This is a genomic window from Kocuria kalidii (assembly GCF_044462225.1).
GTDB classification, from domain to species: domain Bacteria; phylum Actinomycetota; class Actinomycetes; order Actinomycetales; family Micrococcaceae; genus Kocuria; species Kocuria kalidii.
This window is the reverse complement of the sequence record NZ_JBISWJ010000110.1, coordinates 23922-40434: the sequence shown is the minus strand read 5'-3', so window position 1 is coordinate 40434 and position 16513 is coordinate 23922. Positions and strand designations below refer to the sequence as shown.

At 75.0% G+C, this 16513-nt stretch carries 16 protein-coding genes and 4 tRNA genes; 12 read left to right on the top strand and 8 right to left on the bottom strand.

The window, feature by feature from the left end; all coding sequences use genetic code 11:
• Positions 1-121: 121 nt before the first annotated feature.
• Entirely contained in the window at positions 122-2167 is a 2046-nt protein-coding gene (gene dxs / locus ACH9D3_RS16485; protein ID WP_396411752.1) for a 1-deoxy-D-xylulose-5-phosphate synthase, read from the top strand.
• 22 nt (positions 2168-2189) lie between these two features.
• On the opposite strand, the gene ACH9D3_RS16480 is transcribed toward dxs, so the two are convergent.
• Positions 2190-2633, bottom strand: coding sequence for a Rieske 2Fe-2S domain-containing protein (locus ACH9D3_RS16480; protein WP_396411751.1), 444 nt, complete (start codon positions 2631-2633; stop codon positions 2190-2192).
• Positions 2634-2878: 245 nt separating this feature from the next.
• Between ACH9D3_RS16480 and ACH9D3_RS16475 the strand changes: the two genes are divergently transcribed.
• Entirely contained in the window at positions 2879-3298 is a 420-nt protein-coding gene (locus tag ACH9D3_RS16475) for a hypothetical protein (RefSeq protein WP_396411750.1), read from the top strand.
• A gap of 96 nt (positions 3299-3394) precedes the next feature.
• Here ACH9D3_RS16475 and ACH9D3_RS16470 read toward each other — a convergent pair whose 3' ends face one another.
• From ACH9D3_RS16470 to msrB, 3 genes are all read right to left on the bottom strand, one after another.
• On the bottom strand, positions 3395-4741 hold the full coding sequence (locus ACH9D3_RS16470; RefSeq protein WP_396411749.1) for an HRDC domain-containing protein: 1347 nt from the start codon (positions 4739-4741) through the stop codon (positions 3395-3397).
• Positions 4742-4793: 52 nt separating this feature from the next.
• Positions 4794-5486, bottom strand: coding sequence for a DUF3000 family protein (locus ACH9D3_RS16465; RefSeq protein ID WP_396411748.1), 693 nt, complete (start codon positions 5484-5486; stop codon positions 4794-4796).
• 101 nt (positions 5487-5587) lie between these two features.
• Entirely contained in the window at positions 5588-6022 is a 435-nt protein-coding gene (msrB, locus tag ACH9D3_RS16460; protein WP_396411747.1) for a peptide-methionine (R)-S-oxide reductase MsrB, read from the bottom strand.
• A 166-nt stretch (positions 6023-6188) separates the two neighbouring features.
• Here msrB and ACH9D3_RS16455 point away from each other — a divergent pair, with 166 nt between their 5' ends.
• Positions 6189-7502: an alpha/beta fold hydrolase gene (locus ACH9D3_RS16455; RefSeq protein ID WP_396411746.1), complete on the top strand. Its 1314-nt coding sequence runs from the start codon at positions 6189-6191 to the stop codon at positions 7500-7502.
• A 7-nt stretch (positions 7503-7509) separates the two neighbouring features.
• Here ACH9D3_RS16455 and ACH9D3_RS16450 read toward each other — a convergent pair whose 3' ends face one another.
• Genes ACH9D3_RS16450 through ACH9D3_RS16440 form a run of 3 tightly spaced genes read right to left on the bottom strand, consistent with a single transcriptional unit; the run spans position 7510 to position 9374 of the window.
• Positions 7510-8001 carry an aminoacyl-tRNA deacylase gene (locus ACH9D3_RS16450; protein ID WP_396398362.1) on the bottom strand — a complete coding sequence of 164 codons (492 nt, stop codon included), beginning with the start codon at positions 7999-8001 and terminating at the stop codon, positions 7510-7512.
• Positions 8002-8013: 12 nt separating this feature from the next.
• Positions 8014-8469, bottom strand: a complete 456-nt coding sequence (locus ACH9D3_RS16445) for a SufE family protein (RefSeq protein WP_396398360.1) — start codon at positions 8467-8469, stop codon at positions 8014-8016.
• Positions 8466-9374, bottom strand: coding sequence for a rhodanese-like domain-containing protein (locus ACH9D3_RS16440; protein ID WP_396411745.1), 909 nt, complete (start codon positions 9372-9374; stop codon positions 8466-8468). The genes ACH9D3_RS16445 and ACH9D3_RS16440 overlap by 4 nt, the downstream gene beginning before the upstream one ends.
• 246 nt (positions 9375-9620) lie before the next feature.
• Between ACH9D3_RS16440 and zapE the strand changes: the two genes are divergently transcribed.
• A complete protein-coding gene (gene zapE, locus ACH9D3_RS16435) occupies positions 9621-10682 on the top strand; it encodes a cell division protein ZapE (protein WP_396411744.1) in 1062 nt (353 codons plus the stop codon).
• Positions 10683-10831: 149 nt separating this feature from the next.
• Here the strand turns inward: zapE and ACH9D3_RS16430 are convergent.
• Positions 10832-10903, bottom strand: a tRNA-Val gene (locus tag ACH9D3_RS16430).
• Positions 10904-11201: 298 nt separating this feature from the next.
• Between ACH9D3_RS16430 and ACH9D3_RS16425 the strand changes: the two genes are divergently transcribed.
• The 8 genes from ACH9D3_RS16425 (at position 11202) to rpe (ending at position 16492) form a co-directional block, all read left to right on the top strand.
• Positions 11202-11274, top strand: a tRNA-Gly gene (locus tag ACH9D3_RS16425).
• 61 nt (positions 11275-11335) lie between these two features.
• Positions 11336-11406: transfer RNA gene (locus tag ACH9D3_RS16420), tRNA-Cys, on the top strand.
• A 50-nt stretch (positions 11407-11456) separates the two neighbouring features.
• Positions 11457-11531, top strand: a tRNA-Val gene (locus tag ACH9D3_RS16415).
• A 187-nt stretch (positions 11532-11718) separates the two neighbouring features.
• Positions 11719-12576 carry a cytochrome gene (locus ACH9D3_RS16410; RefSeq protein ID WP_396411743.1) on the top strand — a complete coding sequence of 286 codons (858 nt, stop codon included), beginning with the start codon at positions 11719-11721 and terminating at the stop codon, positions 12574-12576.
• 73 nt (positions 12577-12649) lie between these two features.
• Complete coding sequence (gene def, locus ACH9D3_RS16405) at positions 12650-13237, top strand: peptide deformylase (RefSeq protein ID WP_396411742.1); 588 nt, start codon at positions 12650-12652, stop codon at positions 13235-13237.
• Between the two features lie 44 nt (positions 13238-13281).
• On the top strand, positions 13282-14205 hold the full coding sequence (gene fmt, locus ACH9D3_RS16400) for a methionyl-tRNA formyltransferase (protein WP_396398355.1): 924 nt from the start codon (positions 13282-13284) through the stop codon (positions 14203-14205).
• Entirely contained in the window at positions 14202-15791 is a 1590-nt protein-coding gene (locus tag ACH9D3_RS16395; protein ID WP_396411741.1) for a transcription antitermination factor NusB, read from the top strand. The genes fmt and ACH9D3_RS16395 overlap by 4 nt, the downstream gene beginning before the upstream one ends.
• Positions 15792-15826: 35 nt before the next feature.
• A complete protein-coding gene (gene rpe / locus ACH9D3_RS16390) occupies positions 15827-16492 on the top strand; it encodes a ribulose-phosphate 3-epimerase (protein ID WP_396411740.1) in 666 nt (221 codons plus the stop codon).
• The last annotated feature ends 21 nt before the right edge of the window (positions 16493-16513 follow it).

Here is a 16513-nt window from a genome sequence, read left to right as displayed (position 1 = left end):
CCGGGCCCCTGCCGCGCTGACGGCGGTGTCGGGACTTGCGAGTAGGATCGGGGGAACGTGCCGCCCCGGCCCCCCAGAGCCGGAGCGGCGGACCACGACGCCGAGGACAGCGGGAGAAACCATGAGCGTGCTGGAGCGGGTGTCCGGACCCGAGGACCTCGCGGGGCTGAGCCGCGCCGAGCTGACCGAGCTCGCCGCGGAGATCCGCGACTTCCTGGTCACGCACGTCTCCGCGACGGGCGGCCACCTGGGGCCCAACCTGGGGGTCGTCGAGCTGACCCTGGCGGTGCACCGGGTCTTCGACTCGCCCAAGGACTCCGTGGTCTTCGACACCGGGCACCAGTCCTACGTGCACAAGCTGCTCACCGGGCGCAAGAACTTCGGGACGCTGCGCCAGGAGGGCGGGCTCGCCGGCTACCCGGACCGTGCGGAGTCCGAGCACGACATCGTCGAGTCCTCCCACGCGTCGTCGTCCCTGTCCTGGGCCGACGGCATCTCGCGCGGCTACGCCATGACCGGGCAGCACGACCGGCACACGGTGGTCCTCGTGGGGGACGGGGCGCTCACCGGGGGCATGACCTGGGAGGCGGTCAACAACATCGCCTCCGACCGCGACCGCAAGGTCGTGATCGTGGTCAACGACAACGGGCGCTCCTACGCCCCGACGGTGGGCGGCTTCGCGAACCACCTCGCGGAGCTGCAGGCCAGCGTGCAGCAGGGCGTGGACGCCGTGCGCACCGACCGCCGCTACGAGCAGACCCTCGAGTCGGTGAAGAACCTCCTGAAGCACTCCGGCCCGGTGGGGGGCATGGTCTACCGCGGTCTGCACGGCATGAAGCAGGGCCTCAAGGACGTGGTGGTGCCCCAGGGGATCTTCGAGGACCTCGGCATGAAGTACGTCGGTCCCGTCGACGGGCACGACCTCGAGGCCGTCGAGCAGGCGCTGGGCAACGCCAAGAACTACGGCGGCCCGGTCATCGTGCACGCGATCACCGAGAAGGGCCACGGCTTCGCGCCGGCGATCGCCAACGAGGACGACCAGTTCCACGCCGTGGGAGTCATCGACCCCGTGACGGGCCGTTCCACGGCCACGAGCTCCGAGCGCAGCTGGACGGCCGTGTTCCGCGACGAGATCGCCCGGATCGCCGACGAGCGGCAGGACGTCGTCGGCATCACCGGCGCCATGCTCATCCCCGTGGGCCTGCAGAAGATGCAGGCCGCCCACCCCGACCGGGTCGTGGACGTGGGCATCGCCGAGCAGCACGCCATCGCGATGGCCGCCGGCATGGCCTACGGCGGGCTGCACCCGGTGGTGGCCCTCTACGCCACGTTCCTCAACCGGGGGTTCGACCAGCTCCTGATGGACGTCGCGCTGCACCGGGCCGGCGTCACGGTGGTCCTCGACCGCGCCGGGGTCACCGGGCCCGACGGGCCCAGCCACCACGGCATGTGGGACCTCGCGCTGCTCCAGATCGTGCCCGGGCTGCACCTCGCGGCCCCGCGCGACGAGGCGACCCTCACCGAGGAGCTGCGCGAGGCGGTGGCCGTCGACGACGCCCCCACCGTCATCCGCTACCCGAAGGGTTCCGTGGGCGCCCCGGTCCCTGCGGTCGAGCGGCTCCCGGACGGGGTGGACGTGCTCGCCCGCCGCGGCGGCGAGAGCGGGACCGAGGGGGCCCGCCGGGACGTCCTGATCGTGTCCGTCGGCGCCATGAGCGCCCTGGCCCTGGACGTCGCCGACCGTCTCGAGGCCCACGGCGTGTCCTCCACCGTGGTCGACCCCCGGTGGGTGCTGCCGGTTCCCGGCTCGGTCATCGAGCTCGCCGCCCAGCACCGCATCGTCGTCGTCGTCGAGGACGGCGTGCGCGCCGGCGGGATCGGCTCCCGGATCCGCCAGGAGATGCGCGCGGCGGGCGTCGACACGGCCCTCAACGAGGTCGGCCTGCCCACGCAGTTCCTGCAGCACGGCTCGCGCTCCCAGGTCCTCGCCCGGGTGGGCCTGACCGCTCAGCGCGTCGCCCAGGACACCCTGGCCTCCGTGCTGGGCACCCGCGTGCCCTACGCCCGTCCCGTGCGGAGCGACGGACCCGCCGCCGAGCAGGACGTCGTCGCCGGGGCGGACGGGGACACCCGGGGGGCCTCGCTGCCGCGGTCGCGCCGCGGCTGAGCCCGCTCCCGCCCGCGGCGGATCAGCCGAGGACGATCCGCCCGTCCTCGACGCCCGCCGGGTAGGGCTCCAGACCGGTCTCCGCGGGCCCGGAGAGGACCTCGCCCGTCGCGAGGTCGAACTGCGAGGAGTGGCACGGGCAGACGTAGAGCCCGTCCCCGGGCGTCACCGTGCACCCCTGGTGCGGGCAGACGGGGGAGAACGCGACGACCGTGTCGGCGGTCGGGCGGCTCACCACGGCCTGCACACCCTGCTGGTCGACCCGCACCGCCGAGCCCACCGCCAGGTCCTCCACGGGCCCGGCGTCCACGGGGGCGGAGCCCTCCCCGCCCCCGGGCGACGTGCTCCCGGTCGTCGGCGGCTCGCTCCCGGAGCAGCCGGTGAGCGCCGCGGCCGAGCCCGCCCCGGCGAGGCCGAGGACCGCGCGCCGGGAGGGGCAGGACGTCGGGTGCGGAAGCGGGGTCATGGAGGTCCTCTCGACGGGGCTCGGTGTCCGCCCGCCAGTCTAGGCGCAGCGGTCCGGCCCGTGGCCCGTCCCCGCGTCGGCACCCCTGCGCGTGATCGCTGTGAGCGGAGCCTCGCGGCACCGGTGTCCGCCGGCCCAGTTCATCAGTAGGATGATGATGACAAGCAGCCAGCGGGACGAGCCGTGCACGACCGGCTCCGCCCCGGGCCCGGCCGCAGCGCCGGGACGGACGGAAGGACAGCACCATGCTCAAACGACTCATCTTCGTGACCGGATTCGGGGTCGGCTTCGTCGTCGGATCGGCCTCGGGCCGGCAGAGCTACGAGGCCCTGAAGCAGAACGCCCTGAAGACCTGGCAGGACCCCAAGGTCCAGGACAAGGTCTCCGAGGGGACCGACTGGGTCAAGTCCGAGGTCCCCGTGGTCGGCGGCAAGCTGGCGGACACGGCCAAGAAGGCGGCCGACTCCGTGGGCACCAAGGCCTCCGACGCGTCCTCGACCGTCAAGGGCAAGGTCTCCGGAGCCTCGGGCGGGCAGGACTCGTCCGGCTCCGGCGGGACCTCGGACAGCGGCTACGCCGACCTGCAGGGAGCGAAGCCGGTCACCCCGGAGAGCCCCATGGACCCGGCCGAGCCGCACCCGGCCCCGGGCGACATGCAGGACTGACCTCCGGCACCGAACCGCCGCACCGAACTCCAGGTGCGACCGGACGGGCCCCGGCCGACGGCCGGGGCCCGTCCTCGTCCCGGTAACCGGGGCCGCTCAGGCGGCGGGGGCGTCCCCGTCCTCGCCCGGCGGCTGGTCGCGCTCCGCCTGACGCGCGGCGCGCTTGCGGGCCCGCAGCTCACGCCACGCCGTCCCGACGGCCGGTGCGGCCAGCTGCACCTGCCACGGGCGCGCCCCGAGGTCCCGCAGGCGGTCCGCCACCGCCTGATCGGTCGTGCTCTTCGGGGGCTGCCAGCAGAAGCGCCGCAGGTGCTCCGGGGTCAGCAGGTTCTCGGTGGGCAGCCCGTGCGTCTCCGCGAGCTCGGCCACGAGGGGCTTCAGGACCTTCAGCCGCGCGGCCGCCTCCGGGCGCTTCACCTCCCACGCCTTCACGGGCGGCAGGGCGTCGGACTTCACGGTGAACGGGACGAGCTCCGTGGCGTTGCGGGCCTCGGAGATCGCCCGCAGCCAGCGGGGTGCCTCCCGGGCGGCCAGCCGGCCGTGGAACCCCGGTGTCGCCAGCAGCTGGGGGACGGTGCGCGGCATGGCCGACGCGGCGGCCACCAGCGCGGCGTCGGGCAGCAGGCGGCCGGGGGCGATGTCCTTGTGCTGGGCGAGCCGCTCCCGCTCCTCCCACAGGCAGCGCAGGGCGGTGAGCTGCCGCCGGCCCTTCAGCCTGTTCGTCCCGGACGTCCGGCGCCACGGATCCTGCCGCGGCGGAGCCGGCGCTGCGGTGCGCACGGCCTCGAACTCCTGCAGCGCCCACTCGAGCTTGTCCTGCTCGCGCAGCAGGTCCTCCATGGCCCAGCGCAGCTGGATCAGCATCTCGACGTCGAGTGCGGCGTAGTTCAGCCACTCCTTCGGCAGCGGCCGCTTCGACCAGTCCACGGCCGAGTGCTCCTTCGCGAGGGTGTAGCCCAGCAGCTCCTCCGTCTCCGCGGCCAGGCCCACGCGCCGCAGACCCGCGATGCGGCCGCCCAGCTCCGTGTCGAAGAGCAGGTCCGGCTCCATGCCGAGCGCGCGCAGGGAGGGCAGGTCCTGGGTGGCGGCGTGCAGGACCCACTCGACCCCGGAGAGCGCCTCGCCCAGCACGGCCAGCGAGCCGGTGGCCTCGGGGTCGACGAGCACGGTGCCCACGCCCTCGCGCCGCAGCTGCACGAGGAAGGCGCGCTGTCCGTAGCGGAAGCCGGACGCCCGCTCGGTGTCGATCGCGGCCGGGCCGGTGCCCTCCGCGACGGCGGCGGCGGCCCGCTCCAGCCCGGCCACGGTGTCGATGACCGGCGGGATCCCGTCGAACGGCGCCACGAGGTGGACGGTGTCGGGGATCTCGAAGTCGTCGAAGCCGTCGACCACGGGGGTCGGGGCCTCGTCGGGCGCGGATCGGCGGTCGGCTGGGCTGGTCAAGGAGCGTCTTCGATTCTGTGTCGGCCCCGGTGGGGCACGGTCGGTTCGGTGGTCAGCGGCGCGGGTGAAGCACGGTCACGCCCCGCGGGTAGGGCGGCAGGCCGGCGAAGGTGCAGACCGTGTCGGCCCAGGCCGCGAGGTGCGGAGCCACGTCGGAGCCGTCGGGCGTCCAGGAGGCCCGCAGCTCGACGTCGGCCCCCTCCTCCTGGTCGCCCAGGAGCCCGAAGCCCTCCGCGAGGACCCGGGACGCGGTGCCGCCCTCCCGAGAGTATCCGGCCCGGTGGCGGTCCAGGGCCTCGAGGAGCCAGGTCCAGGCCATCGCGCCCGCCGTGTCGTCGCAGCCGATGTCCCGGCCGGCGGCCGCCCGCGCCCAGGTCACGATGCGGAAGGGGCCGCCCCACGCGGCGGGCTCGGAGGGATCGTGCAGGAGCACGAAGCGTCCCGTGGCCAGCTCGTCGTCCGGCGCACCGGCGCGCGGCGCACCCGCGCGGGCCCGCCGGCCCGGGAGGGCGCTGCCCGTGCCGAGAGCCGGCAGCGCGCCCGGGGCGGCCGCGAGCGCCGGGGCGGGAAGGGAGAGGCCCGGCCGCCGCACCTCGGCGCGCACCGCGGCGGCGAAGGGCGCCAGGTGCGCCGGGGCGGGGATCGCCGTGAGCACGACGTCCCCCCGGTGCCGGCCGAGGCGCAGCTGCTCGAGGGCGTCGTGGAAGTCCTGGGACATCTCGGACAGGTCGTTCACCGCGCTCACACTGGAAGAGTAGGCCGTCCGGCCGTCCGCACCGGCCGTGCCACGCCGCGGGCGCCCGACCGGGCCGGTGCACCCGGCGGCGGGACGGGCGCGGGGGTCGCTCAGTCCGCGGCGGGGGCGAGACGGACGGAGACGGAGTTGATGCAGTACCGGAGGTCGGTGGGGGTGGGGAAGCCCTCGCCGCCGAAGACGTGGCCCATGTGCGAGTCGCAGGCCGCGCACCGCACCTCCACCCGCTCCATCCCGAGGTCGGTGTCCTTGAGGTACCGGACCCGGTCCTCGGCCAGCGGCGCGTAGAAGGAGGGCCAGCCGCAGTGCGCGTCGAACTTGGCCTCGGAGCGGAACAGCTCCGCGCCGCACGCGCGGCACTCGTAGACGCCCTCGGTCTCCGTGTCCCAGTACTCGCCCGTGAAGGGGCGCTCGGTGCCCGCCTCCCGCAGCACCCGGTACTCCTCCGGCGACAGGATCGAGCGCCAGTCCTCCTCGGTCCGTCCGGCGGCGTCGGGGCGGTCGCCGTGCCTGGTGGTCTCGCTCATGGTGTCGTCCTCCGGGATTCGTTCGGTGGTCCGGTCGGCGGCCCCGTCCGGGGACCGCCCGGTGGTCCGGCCGGGCGGCTCGGTGCCGCCCGGGGCGCGGACCGCCCGGCCAGCACAACGACGCGCCCCTCCCGGTTATGCCCGCGGCCCGTGGAAGACTGAGGGCATGCTGCGACGCCCCGTGCCGGTCCCCGCCGTCCCCGAGAACCCGTCCGCGACACAGTGGGCGCGCGGCGCCGTGGTCGGGGCGGCCGTCACCGTGGGCGCGGCGTCACTGTCCTTCGGGCTCTCCAGCGCGGCGGCGGCCTACTTCGCCCGCCAGGTGGTCGTCCCCCCGAAGTACCGCTCCGAGGACCTGCAGATCCTCGAGGTCACCCGGAGCGGCGAGGACGGCGACCCGTCCGCGGCGACGCTCGTGCGGCTGCCGGCCACGGTGGACACGACGGTGGCGGGGACCTACAGCCTGCGCTTCGACGCGGGGCGGGGCCACGCCCGGATCGGCGCCATCCGCGCCTACTCCCCCCAGGAGGGGACCGTGACCCGGGTGGTGGAGGAGGTCTACACGGGGGACCTGTTCCGGGCCACCCGCGGCTTCTGGTCCGGGACCGTCTACCCGGACCCCGGGGCCGCGGGCCTGCCCTTCGAGGAGGTCGAGATCCCCATCGAGGTGGGTCCCGCGCCCTGCTGGGTCGTCCCCGCGGAGGGCGGGCCCACCCCGGAGGGGGAGCGGCCGCGGGTGCTCCCGGGCCCCTGGGCGATCATGGTGCACGGGCGCGGCGCCAACCGGATGGAGACGGTCCGCGCCGTCCCGGTGGCGCGGGCGCTGGGACTGACCTCCCTGCTGATCTCCTACCGCAACGACCGGGAGGCGCCGCCCACGCACGACTTCCGGTACGGGCTGGGGTTCACCGAGTGGAAGGACGTGCAGACGGCGATCAGCTACGCGAAGTCCCGCGGCGCCACGCAGATCGTGCTCTTCGGCTGGTCCATGGGCGGGGCGATCTCGCTCCAGACGGCGGACCTGTCCTTCTACCGGGACGACATCGCCGCCCTCGTGCTCACCGGCCCCGTGGTGGACTGGTTCGAGCTCATCGCCCACCACTCCCGCACCCGCCGCATCCCGTCGGGGATCGGCCGGCTGGCCACGAACCTGATCTCGCACCCGGCGGGGCGGATGCTGACGGGGCTCGCCGCACCGGTGGACCTCAAGGCCCTCGACTGGCTCTCCCGGTCCGAGCACCTGCGCACGCCCACGCTGGTGCTGCACTCCGTGGACGACGAGTTCGTCCCCGCCGCGAGCTCCCGCCGGCTCGCGGAGCTCAACCGGCTCGTCGAGTTCGTGCCCTTCGCCCGCGCCCGGCACACCAAGGAGTGGAACGTGGACCCGCAGCGCTGGGAGGACGCCGTGCGGCGCTGGCTGCCGGGACGGCTGGCCCAGGACGCCCGGACCTTCCGCGTCGGGAGCGCGGGGCGCCGCTGAGGCGCCGTCAGGAGCGCAGCGCGGCGGTGCGCCCGCCCGTGAGGCGCAGCAGCTCGGCCGGCGGCAGCTCGACCTCGAGGCCCCGCCGCCCGGCGGAGACGAGGACCGTGGGCCACGACCGTGCCGAGTCGTCGAGCAGGGTGGGGGAGGGCGTCCGCTGTCCCAGGGGCGAGATCCCGCCGACCACGTAGCCGGTGCGCCGCTCCGCGAGCCGGGGCTCCGCCAGGGCCGCCCGCTTCCAGCCCAGGGCGGCCGCGGCCGCCCGCAGGGACAGCCGCCCCGCCACGGGCAGCACGGCCACCGCCCACTCCCGCTCGTGCACGACCAGCAGGGTCTTCAGGACCTGCTCCGGGTCCCGGCCGAGGGCGGCGGCGGCCTCCAGGCCGAAGGACGCCGCCGCCGGGTCGTGGTCGTACTCGTGCAGGGTGTGGGCCACGCCCTCGCGCACCAGCAGCGCGACGGCGGCGGTGGGACCCGTGCGACGGGACGCCTTCGCCACGCCGGTCCCGGCTCAGGCGCCCTGGAGCTCGCGGACCCGCCGCTTGATCCGCGCGAGCATCGCGGACATCCCGCGCATCCGCAGCGGGGACACGAGCTGGGTGAGCCCGAAGCGCTCCGGCAGGTCGTCGGGGACGTCCAGGACCTGCTGGGCCGGGAGCCCGTCGAGACCCTCGTGCAGGATCGAGGCGAAGCCGCGGGTGGTCGGTGCCTCCGCGGGGGCGGAGAAGAACAGCCGCACCGGGGCACCGGGCCCGGGCTCGGCGCCCTCGTCCCACTCGACCGTCAGGAACAGCGGCGACTGGCACTCGACGACCTGCTCGAGCTCCTCCGGGTGCTCCCCCAGCCGGTCGGGCAGCGCCGGGAGGGAGCGGGAGAAGTCGAGCAGCAGCTGCAGCTTGTCCTCCTGCGGCACGGCCGTGAAGTCCTCGACGAGCTCCTCGAGCTGGGCGGGCAGGGATCCGCTCACCGGGCGGCCCCCGGGGCCTCGCCGCGCTCCTCGCCGAGGACGATCGGCACGCGCACGGAGTTGCCCCACTCGGTCCAGGACCCGTCGTAGTTGCGGACCTTCTCGTACCCCAGCAGGTACTTCAGCACGAACCACGTGTGGCTGGAGCGCTCGCCGATGCGGCAGTAGGCGATGATGTCGTCGTCGTCGGAGAGCCCCACCTCGTCGCGGTAGATCGCGTCGAGCTCCTCGCGCGAGCGGAACGTGGCGTCCTCGGCGGCGGCCCGCGCCCACGGCACGGACGCGGCGGTGGGGATGTGCCCCCCGCGCAGCGTGCCCTCCTGGGGGTATTCGGGCATGTGGGTGCGCTCGCCCGTGTACTCCGGCAGGGAACGGACGTCGATCAGGGGCTGCTCGCCGAGGTGGGCGAGGACGTCCTCCTGGTACGCCCGGATCGGGGCGTCGTCGCGCTCGACCACCGGGTAGTCGGCGCGCTCGGGCACGACCTTGTCCGTGGACAGCTCCCGGCCCTCGGCGACCCACTTGTCCCGCCCGCCGTCCATGAGCCGGACGTCCGGGTGGCCGAACAGCTCGAACACCCACAGGGCGTAGGCGGCCCACCAGTTGGACTTGTCCCCGTAGACCACGATCGTGGTGTCGCGGGAGATGCCCTTGCGGGCCATGAGGTCGGCGAACTCGGTCGCGTCGACGTAGTCGCGGGTGTCGGGGCGGTTGAGGTCGGTGTGCCAGTCGATCTTCACGGCACCCGGGACGTGCCCGGTCTCGTACAGCAGGACGTCCTCGTCCGACTCGACCACGGTCACCCCGGGGTCGTCCCGGTGCTCGGCGACCCATGCGGTGGACACCAGCCGCTCGGGGTGCGCGTACTGCGCGAAATCTTCGTTGTTCTCCACGGCAACGCCCATGGGGACTCCTTCCGGGGTGGGGATTCGGGGTACGGGTCCTCGCGGACCGGCTTCCCCTCCAGGGTAGTGGTCCGCGCCCCGGGACGCCCCCGCGGGGAGCGTCGCAGCGTCCCCGGCAGCCCGTATTTCGCGGCGGGCGCACCCGGTCGGCGGGCCAGCCGGTAAAATCGCCGGAAGCACGCGCGCGCGCCGCTCGGCGCGCCGGAACAGCGAGCCGCCGGGCACGGCGGGCAGAGGAGTCTCCCCGTGAGCATCCAGATCGAGCACCTCACCGAGCGGCGTCCCCAGGTGTCGGCGGACGAACTGCTGTCCGCCTTCCGGCCCTCGGAGCGTTTCGGGGAGGTGTCCTTCGACACCTACCGTCCCGACCCGCAGCAGCCCTCCCAGTCCGAGGCCGTGCGGGAGCTGCGGAACTTCGCCGACTCCGTCGACCGTTCGACGGGCTCCGGCGGGAGCTTCTTCTCGAAGCTCTTCGGCGGGGGGAGCCGCAACGACGACGTGCGGACGGGCATCTACCTCGACGGCGGCTTCGGGGTGGGCAAGACCCACCTGCTCGCGTCGCTGTGGCACGCGGTGCCCGGCCCGAAGGCGTTCGGCACGTTCGTGGAGTACACCAACCTCGTGGGGGCGCTCACGTTCCGCAAGGCCGTCGACGCGCTGAGCACCTACCGGCTCGTGTGCATCGACGAGTTCGAGCTCGACGACCCCGGTGACACGGTCCTGATGTCCCGGCTGATGCGCGAGCTCGCCGACGCCGGGGTGCGCATCGCCGCGACGTCCAACACGCTGCCGGGTTCGCTCGGCGACGGCCGCTTCGCCGCACAGGACTTCCAGCGGGAGATCCAGGTGCTGGCCGACCAGTTCGAGGTGCTGCGGATCGACGGCGAGGACTTCCGCCACCGGGGCCTCCCGCAGGCCCCCGCGCCGCTGTCCGACGGGGAGCTCGACCGGGCGGTGGAGGAGCACTTCTCGGGACGGGTCGTGGCCGCCGACGCGTTCGCGGACCTCGTGGAGCACCTCTCGACCGTGCACCCCTCCCGGTACCGCAAGCTCATCGAGGGGATCGACGCCGTGGCGTGGCGGGACGTGCACACCATCGAGCAGCAGGCCGTGGCGCTGCGCTTCGTGGTGCTCGCGGACCGGCTCTACGACAAGAACCTGCCGATCATCGCCTCCGGCCGGCCCTTCGACGAGGTCTTCACCGCCGAGATGATGGCCGGCGGCTACCAGAAGAAGTACAGCCGCGCCGTGTCCCGCCTCACCGCCCTCGCCCGCGAGGGCATCCTCGGGGACGTCTCCGCGGTCTGAGGGGCCCGGACCGGGGCGTCCCGGCGGTCCCACCGGCAACCCCGCGGCCGGGGATCGCGGGTCGGCGCCGCGCGGTCACGACGACGGGCCACGACCACGACGACGAAGGGCCCCGGCTGGATCAGCCGGGGCCCTTCGTGCGGTGCTCGTGCGCGATACTGGGTTCGAACCAGTGACCTCTTCGGTGTGAACGAAGCGCGCTACCACTGCGCCAATCGCGCTCACTGCTCGAAAACCATAACCCACAACCCGGCCGCGGGCCAATCCGGACCCGGTCCCTGCGCGCCGGAGCCCGCCGGTCCGGGCCCCCGCCGGCAATTTGGCGTTTCGGAAATCGGTCCCGTACAGTCTTCACCTGTCAGGAACACCGACGGGTTCCGGCGCACCGGACCGGCCGCAGGGCCGTCCCCGGACGCCGAGGCTGTCGGACGGTGCACGCCCCGGCGCGGTGGAGATCCACCGGACCGGGTTGTGCTAGAGTTCCAAACCGGAAGATCGAGCGATCGACCGGTAAGACATGCGGACGTAGCTCAGCTGGTAGAGCACCACCTTGCCATGGTGGATGTCGCGGGTTCGACTCCCGTCGTCCGCTCGCAGTGATCGGCATGGAACGATGCCGTGACCGACGGCCCTGTCCGTGAGGACCAGGTCCCGGTGGGGTGGCCGAGTGGTTAGGCAGCGGCCTGCAAAGCCGTCTACGCGGGTTCGAATCCCGTCTCCACCTCGGTGCACACCCACCACGCTCGACGGTCTCCCGCGGAGACCGCCGGTCGAGCGCGATTGGCGCAGCGGTAGCGCGCTTCCCTGACACGGAAGAGGTCACTGGTTCGATCCCAGTATCGCGCACCACCTGGAAGGCCCCGGCTCCCCGAGCCGGGGCCTTCGTCGCGTCCGGACCCCGCGCCGGACCGTGCCGGGACGCGGCGCCGCCCGGCGGGCGTCCCGTGTCCGAGGCGGTCGGTAGCCTGCGGTCCAGGACCCGGAGCACCGGGAACGCCCCGTACCCCGGGGAGGCGAGGGAGAGGCGACGAGCAGCGTGACACAGCCCCGGCTGGCGGAACAGACCGAGTACGGACGGATGTACGCGAGGTCCGTCGCGGACCAGGCCACCGTCCCCTCCATCACCACGGTCCTCGCCCGGGCCGCCACCGACCTGGACGGCTGGTACGGCTACTCCGCCGCCCAGGCCGCCGTGCGGGACGACCGCCTGCGCGCGGCCCTGGGCTCGCCCGCCCAGCTGCGCGCGGTCGTGCGGGACGCGGCCAAGGCGGCCGAGCGGCACCGCGACGAGGCCGCCGCGCGCGGGGACCGGGTGCACACCTACGCCGAGCAGATCGCCCTTCGGGCCCTCGGCCGGCCCCACCGGGCGGCGGACGCGCGGGCCGCCCTGGCCGAGCACGGCGAGGAGCGCTTCGCGTCCCGCTTCGACGAGTGGTGGGACCTCTACGAGCCCGAACCGCTCGCGGTCGAGATCACCGTCTGGAACTCCACCGTCGGCTACGCGGGCACCCTGGACCTCGTGGCCCGGATCGCGGGCAAGGTGTGCCTGATCGACTACAAGACCAAGGGCACGGACCGGGACGGGCGCGTCAAGTCGCTCGACCCCAAGGTCGTGACCCAGCTGGTGGCCGGGCTCAAGGCGGAGGAGTCCCTCGTGGACGCCGAGGCCGGCACCTGGGAGCCGTGGGCGTACGGCGACGCGGACCTGCTGCTCGGGGTCGCCGTCGGCGAGACCGAGGTCGTGCCCGTGCAGGCCGTCCCGTCGGTGCTCGAGCGGCACTGGTACAAGTTCTGCGCGCTGCACCGGCTGTGGACCCAGGAGACGGCCCTGGCCGGGGCGGGTCCCGCGCTCCGCCCCGTGCCGCCCCCGCCGGTGCGCGAGGATCAGCCGTAGGCCCGGACCGCCGCGCGTGCTCGCCGGGGACCGGCGGCCCGTAGACTTGTCGGGTCGAGAGCGAGGTCCAGCCATGTCCGTCCTGCCCATCCGCACCATCGGTGACCCCGTGCTGCGCACCCGCGCGGAGGAGGTCACGGTGTTCGACGACGCCCTGCGCCGCCTCGTCGCGGACATGCACGAGACGATGCTGGACGTCGGCGGCGTCGGCCTCGCCGCGCCCCAGGTCGGGGTGAGCGCGCGCCTGTTCACCTGGGCCGTCGAGGGCGCGGAGGGCCACGTGGTCAACCCGGTCCTGGAGGTGGGCGCCGAGCCCCAGGAGGGCGGTGAGGGCTGCCTCTCCGTCCCCGGGCTCGGCCACGAGACCCCGCGCCGGCACTGGGCCCGGGTCACCGGCGTCGACCAGCACGGCGAGCCCGTGTCCGTCGAGGGCACCGGGCTGCTCGCCCGCTGCCTGCAGCACGAGACCGACCACCTGGACGGGCGCCTCTACGTCGACCGGCTCACGGGAGCCGCAAAGCGGGACGCGATGCGGGCGATCCGTGCCGCCGGCTACGCCGAGGTCGTCCGCGACGTCGCCGGGCAGCGCGCCGCGCACGTGGGTTCCTCCTTCGGCGCCGGGTCCTCCTTCGGCGCCGGGTCCTCGTCCGGCGCCGGCTGAGCCCGGCACCCGCCCCGCCCTCGTCCCCACCCGTCAGGAGAGCCGTGAAGATTCTCTACGCCGGCACGCCGTCCGTCGCCGTGCCGCCCCTGGTCCACCTGGCCGAGCAGCCCGACGTCGAGATCGTGGCCGTCCTCACCCGCACCGACGCCCCCGTGGGGCGCAAGAAGGTGCTCACCCCCTCGCCCGTGGCCGACGAGGCCCGGCGGCGGGGCATTCCCCTGCTCCACGCCAACCGGGTGGACCCGGAGCTGACGGAGCGGATCCGGGGGCTGGGCGCGGACGCCGCCGCCGTGGTCGCCTACGGGGCCCTGGTCCCGCAGCCCGCCCTCGACGCCGTGCCGCACGGGTGGATCAACCTGCACTTCTCCCTGTTGCCGCAGTGGCGCGGCGCGGCCCCCGTCCAGCGCGCCCTCATGGCCGGGGACACGGTCGTGGGAGCCAGCACCTTCCTGCTGGAGGCGGGCCTGGACACCGGCCCCGTCCTCGGCACCATGACCGACGAGGTCCGTCCCGACGACACCGCCGGGTCGGTCCTCGAGCGCCTCTCCCGCACGGCGGCACCGCTGCTGGCGGACTCCCTGCGCGCCGTGGTCGACGGCTCGGCGCGGCCCGCCCCGCAGCAGGGCGACGTGACGCTCGCCCCCAAGCTCACGGCGGACGACGGCCGGGTCCGCTGGTCGGACCCGGCCGTGGCCGTGGTCCACCGGGTGCGGGGAGCCACCCCCGAGCCGGGCGCCTGGACCGAGCTCGACGCCCGGAGGTTCAAGCTCGACCGGGTGGCCGCCCGGCCCGACGTCCGGGAGCTCGCTCCGGGGGAGTGCGTGCTGCGCGGCGACGCCGTGCTCGTGGGCACCGGCTCCTACGCGGTGCAGCTGAGCACGGTGCAGCCCGCCGGGAAGAAGACCATGGACGCCGCCGCGTGGGCGCGGGGCCGCAGGACGGAGGAGAAGGTGGTGTTCGGGTGAACGAGCGCGAGAACCGTGGACGCGACGACCGGCGGGGCGGCCCCGACCGGCGCCCCGCCGGCGGTCGGCGCAACGCCCGCGGGCACGAGCGCAACCGCCCCGCAGGGTCCGAGCGGTCGTTCTCGTCCGCCGCGCCCTCCGGCCGGACGCGGCGCGCCGACCCGGCCCGGCTGGCCGCGTTCGAGACCCTGCGCGCGGTGTCGGAGGAGGGGGCCTACGGCAACCTCGTGCTTCCGAAGCTCCTCCGGGCCCACCGGCTGGACCGGCGGGACGCCGGCTTCGCCACGGAACTGGCCTACGGGGCGCTGCGCTGGCAGGGCACCTGGGACGCCGTGCTCGCCCGGTGCGTCGACCGGCCCCTGGACGAGCTCGACGGCCCCGTGCTGGACGCCCTGCGCCTGGGCACGCACCAGCTCCTGGCCATGCGCGTGCCCGACCACGCGGCCCTCGACCAGACGGTGGGACTCGTCCGGGCCGTCATCGGAGCCGGTCCCGGCGGGCTCGTCAACGCGGTGCTGCGCAAGGTCGCGGCCCGGGACCTGCCCTCGTGGATCGAGGAGCTGACCGCCGACGTCACCGACGAGACCGCCCGCCTCGGCCTGGCCCACGCCCACCCGGCGTGGGAGGTCCGCGCCCTGCGCCAGGCCCTCACCGCCCACGGCCGGGACGCCGCCGAGATCGAGGCCCTGCTCGAGGCGGACAACGACGCCCCCGTGGTCAACCTCGTGGCGCTGCCGGGCCTCGGGGACCTCGCGGAGGCGCTCGCGGCGGGCGCGGAGCCGGGGGTCCTCGTCCCGGGGTCGGCGCTGAGTAGCGGCGGCGACCTGCACCGGCTCGCGTCCGTCCGCGAGGGCGGGGTCCGCGTCCAGGACGCCGGGTCCCAGCTCGTCGCCCGCGCCCTCGTCACGCCCGGTCAGGGCGGCGACCACGACCCCGACGGCGGACGCTGGCTGGACCTGTGCGCCGGCCCGGGCGGGAAGGCGGCGCTGCTCGCGGCGCTCGCCGACCGGCAGGGGGCCCACCTGACGGCCAACGAGGTGGCCCCGCACCGGGCCGAGCTGGTGCGCCAGGCCCTGCGGCCGGTCCCGGCACGGGCCTGGTCGGTCCGCACGGGGGACGGCCGCCGGGCCGACGAGCTGCTCGACGGCCGGCCGGCGGAGTCGGCCGGCTTCGACCGGGTCCTCGTCGACGCCCCGTGCACGGGTCTCGGGGCGCTGCGCCGCCGCCCGGAGTCCCGCTGGCGGCGCAGCCCCCGGGACCTGGCCGAGCTCGGGCCCCTGCAGCGGGAACTGCTGCACGCCGCCCTGGACGTCGCCCGGCCCGGTGGCCTGGTGGCCTACGTGACCTGCTCACCGCACGCGGCCGAGACGTTCGCCGTGGTCGAGGACGTGCTGGCCGCGCGCGGGGACGCCGAACCGGCCGACGCCCGGGGACCGGTCCGGTCCGCGGCGCTGCCCGGCAGCCTCGACGGGGACCGGGACCCCTTCCGCCCGTGGGAGGGGAGCTCCGGCCCCGCGACCGTGCAGCTGTGGCCGCACGTGCACGGCACGGACGCCATGTTCCTGGCCCTGCTGCGCAAGCGCTGACGTCCCGACCGACCGATCACCACCCAGGAGGCCCCGTGTCCCGCACCTGCATCCACCCCTCGATCCTCTCCGCCGACTTCGTCAACCTGGAGGCCGAGCTCGGCCGGATCACCACCGCCGACGCCGTGCACGTGGACGTCATGGACAACCACTTCGTCCCGAACCTGACGCTGGGCATGCCCCTCGTCGAGCGGATCCTCGCCGTCAGCGCGATCCCCCTGGACGTGCACCTGATGATCGAGGACGCCGACCGCTGGGCCGCCGGCTACGCCGAGCTCGGCTGCGAATCGGTCACCTTCCACGCCGAGGCCGCGCGCGCGCCGCTGAAGCTGGCCCGCGAGCTGCGCGCCCACGGAGCCCGGGCCGGGATGGCGCTGCGCCCCGCGACCCCCGTCGAGCCGTACCTGGATCTGCTGCCGGAGCTGGACCTGCTGCTGGTCATGACCGTGGAACCGGGCTTCGGCGGGCAGGCCTTCCTCGACGTCACCCTGCCGAAGATCCGGCGGGCCGCCGCGGCGGTCCGCGCGGGCGGAGGGCGGGTGGCCCTGCAGGTGGACGGCGGGATCACGGAGGAGACGATCGTGCGGGCCGCCGAGGCGGGGGCCGACACCTTCGTCGCGGGCTCCGCCGTCTACGGGGCGGGGGACGCGGAGGCCGCGATCACGGCCCTGCGCGAGGCGGCCCGGGGCGCGCAGGACTGAGCGCCTCCGGCGCGGCGCCGT

What these genes read in the sequence shown, in the direction of transcription:
- ACH9D3_RS16440 (WP_396411745.1), bottom strand. Translation starts at nt 9,374, where the DNA reads ATGGGCGTTGCCGTGGAGAACAACGAAGATTTCGCGCAGTACGCGCAC.
- ACH9D3_RS16475 (WP_396411750.1), top strand. Translation starts at nt 2,879, where the DNA reads ATGCTCAAACGACTCATCTTCGTGACCGGATTCGGGGTCGGCTTCGTC.
- ACH9D3_RS16455 (WP_396411746.1), top strand. Translation starts at nt 6,189, where the DNA reads ATGCTGCGACGCCCCGTGCCGGTCCCCGCCGTCCCCGAGAACCCGTCC.
- dxs (WP_396411752.1), top strand. Translation starts at nt 122, where the DNA reads ATGAGCGTGCTGGAGCGGGTGTCCGGACCCGAGGACCTCGCGGGGCTG.
- msrB (WP_396411747.1), bottom strand. Translation starts at nt 6,022, where the DNA reads ATGAGCGAGACCACCAGGCACGGCGACCGCCCCGACGCCGCCGGACGG.
- def (WP_396411742.1), top strand. Translation starts at nt 12,650, where the DNA reads ATGTCCGTCCTGCCCATCCGCACCATCGGTGACCCCGTGCTGCGCACC.
- ACH9D3_RS16480 (WP_396411751.1), bottom strand. Translation starts at nt 2,633, where the DNA reads ATGACCCCGCTTCCGCACCCGACGTCCTGCCCCTCCCGGCGCGCGGTC.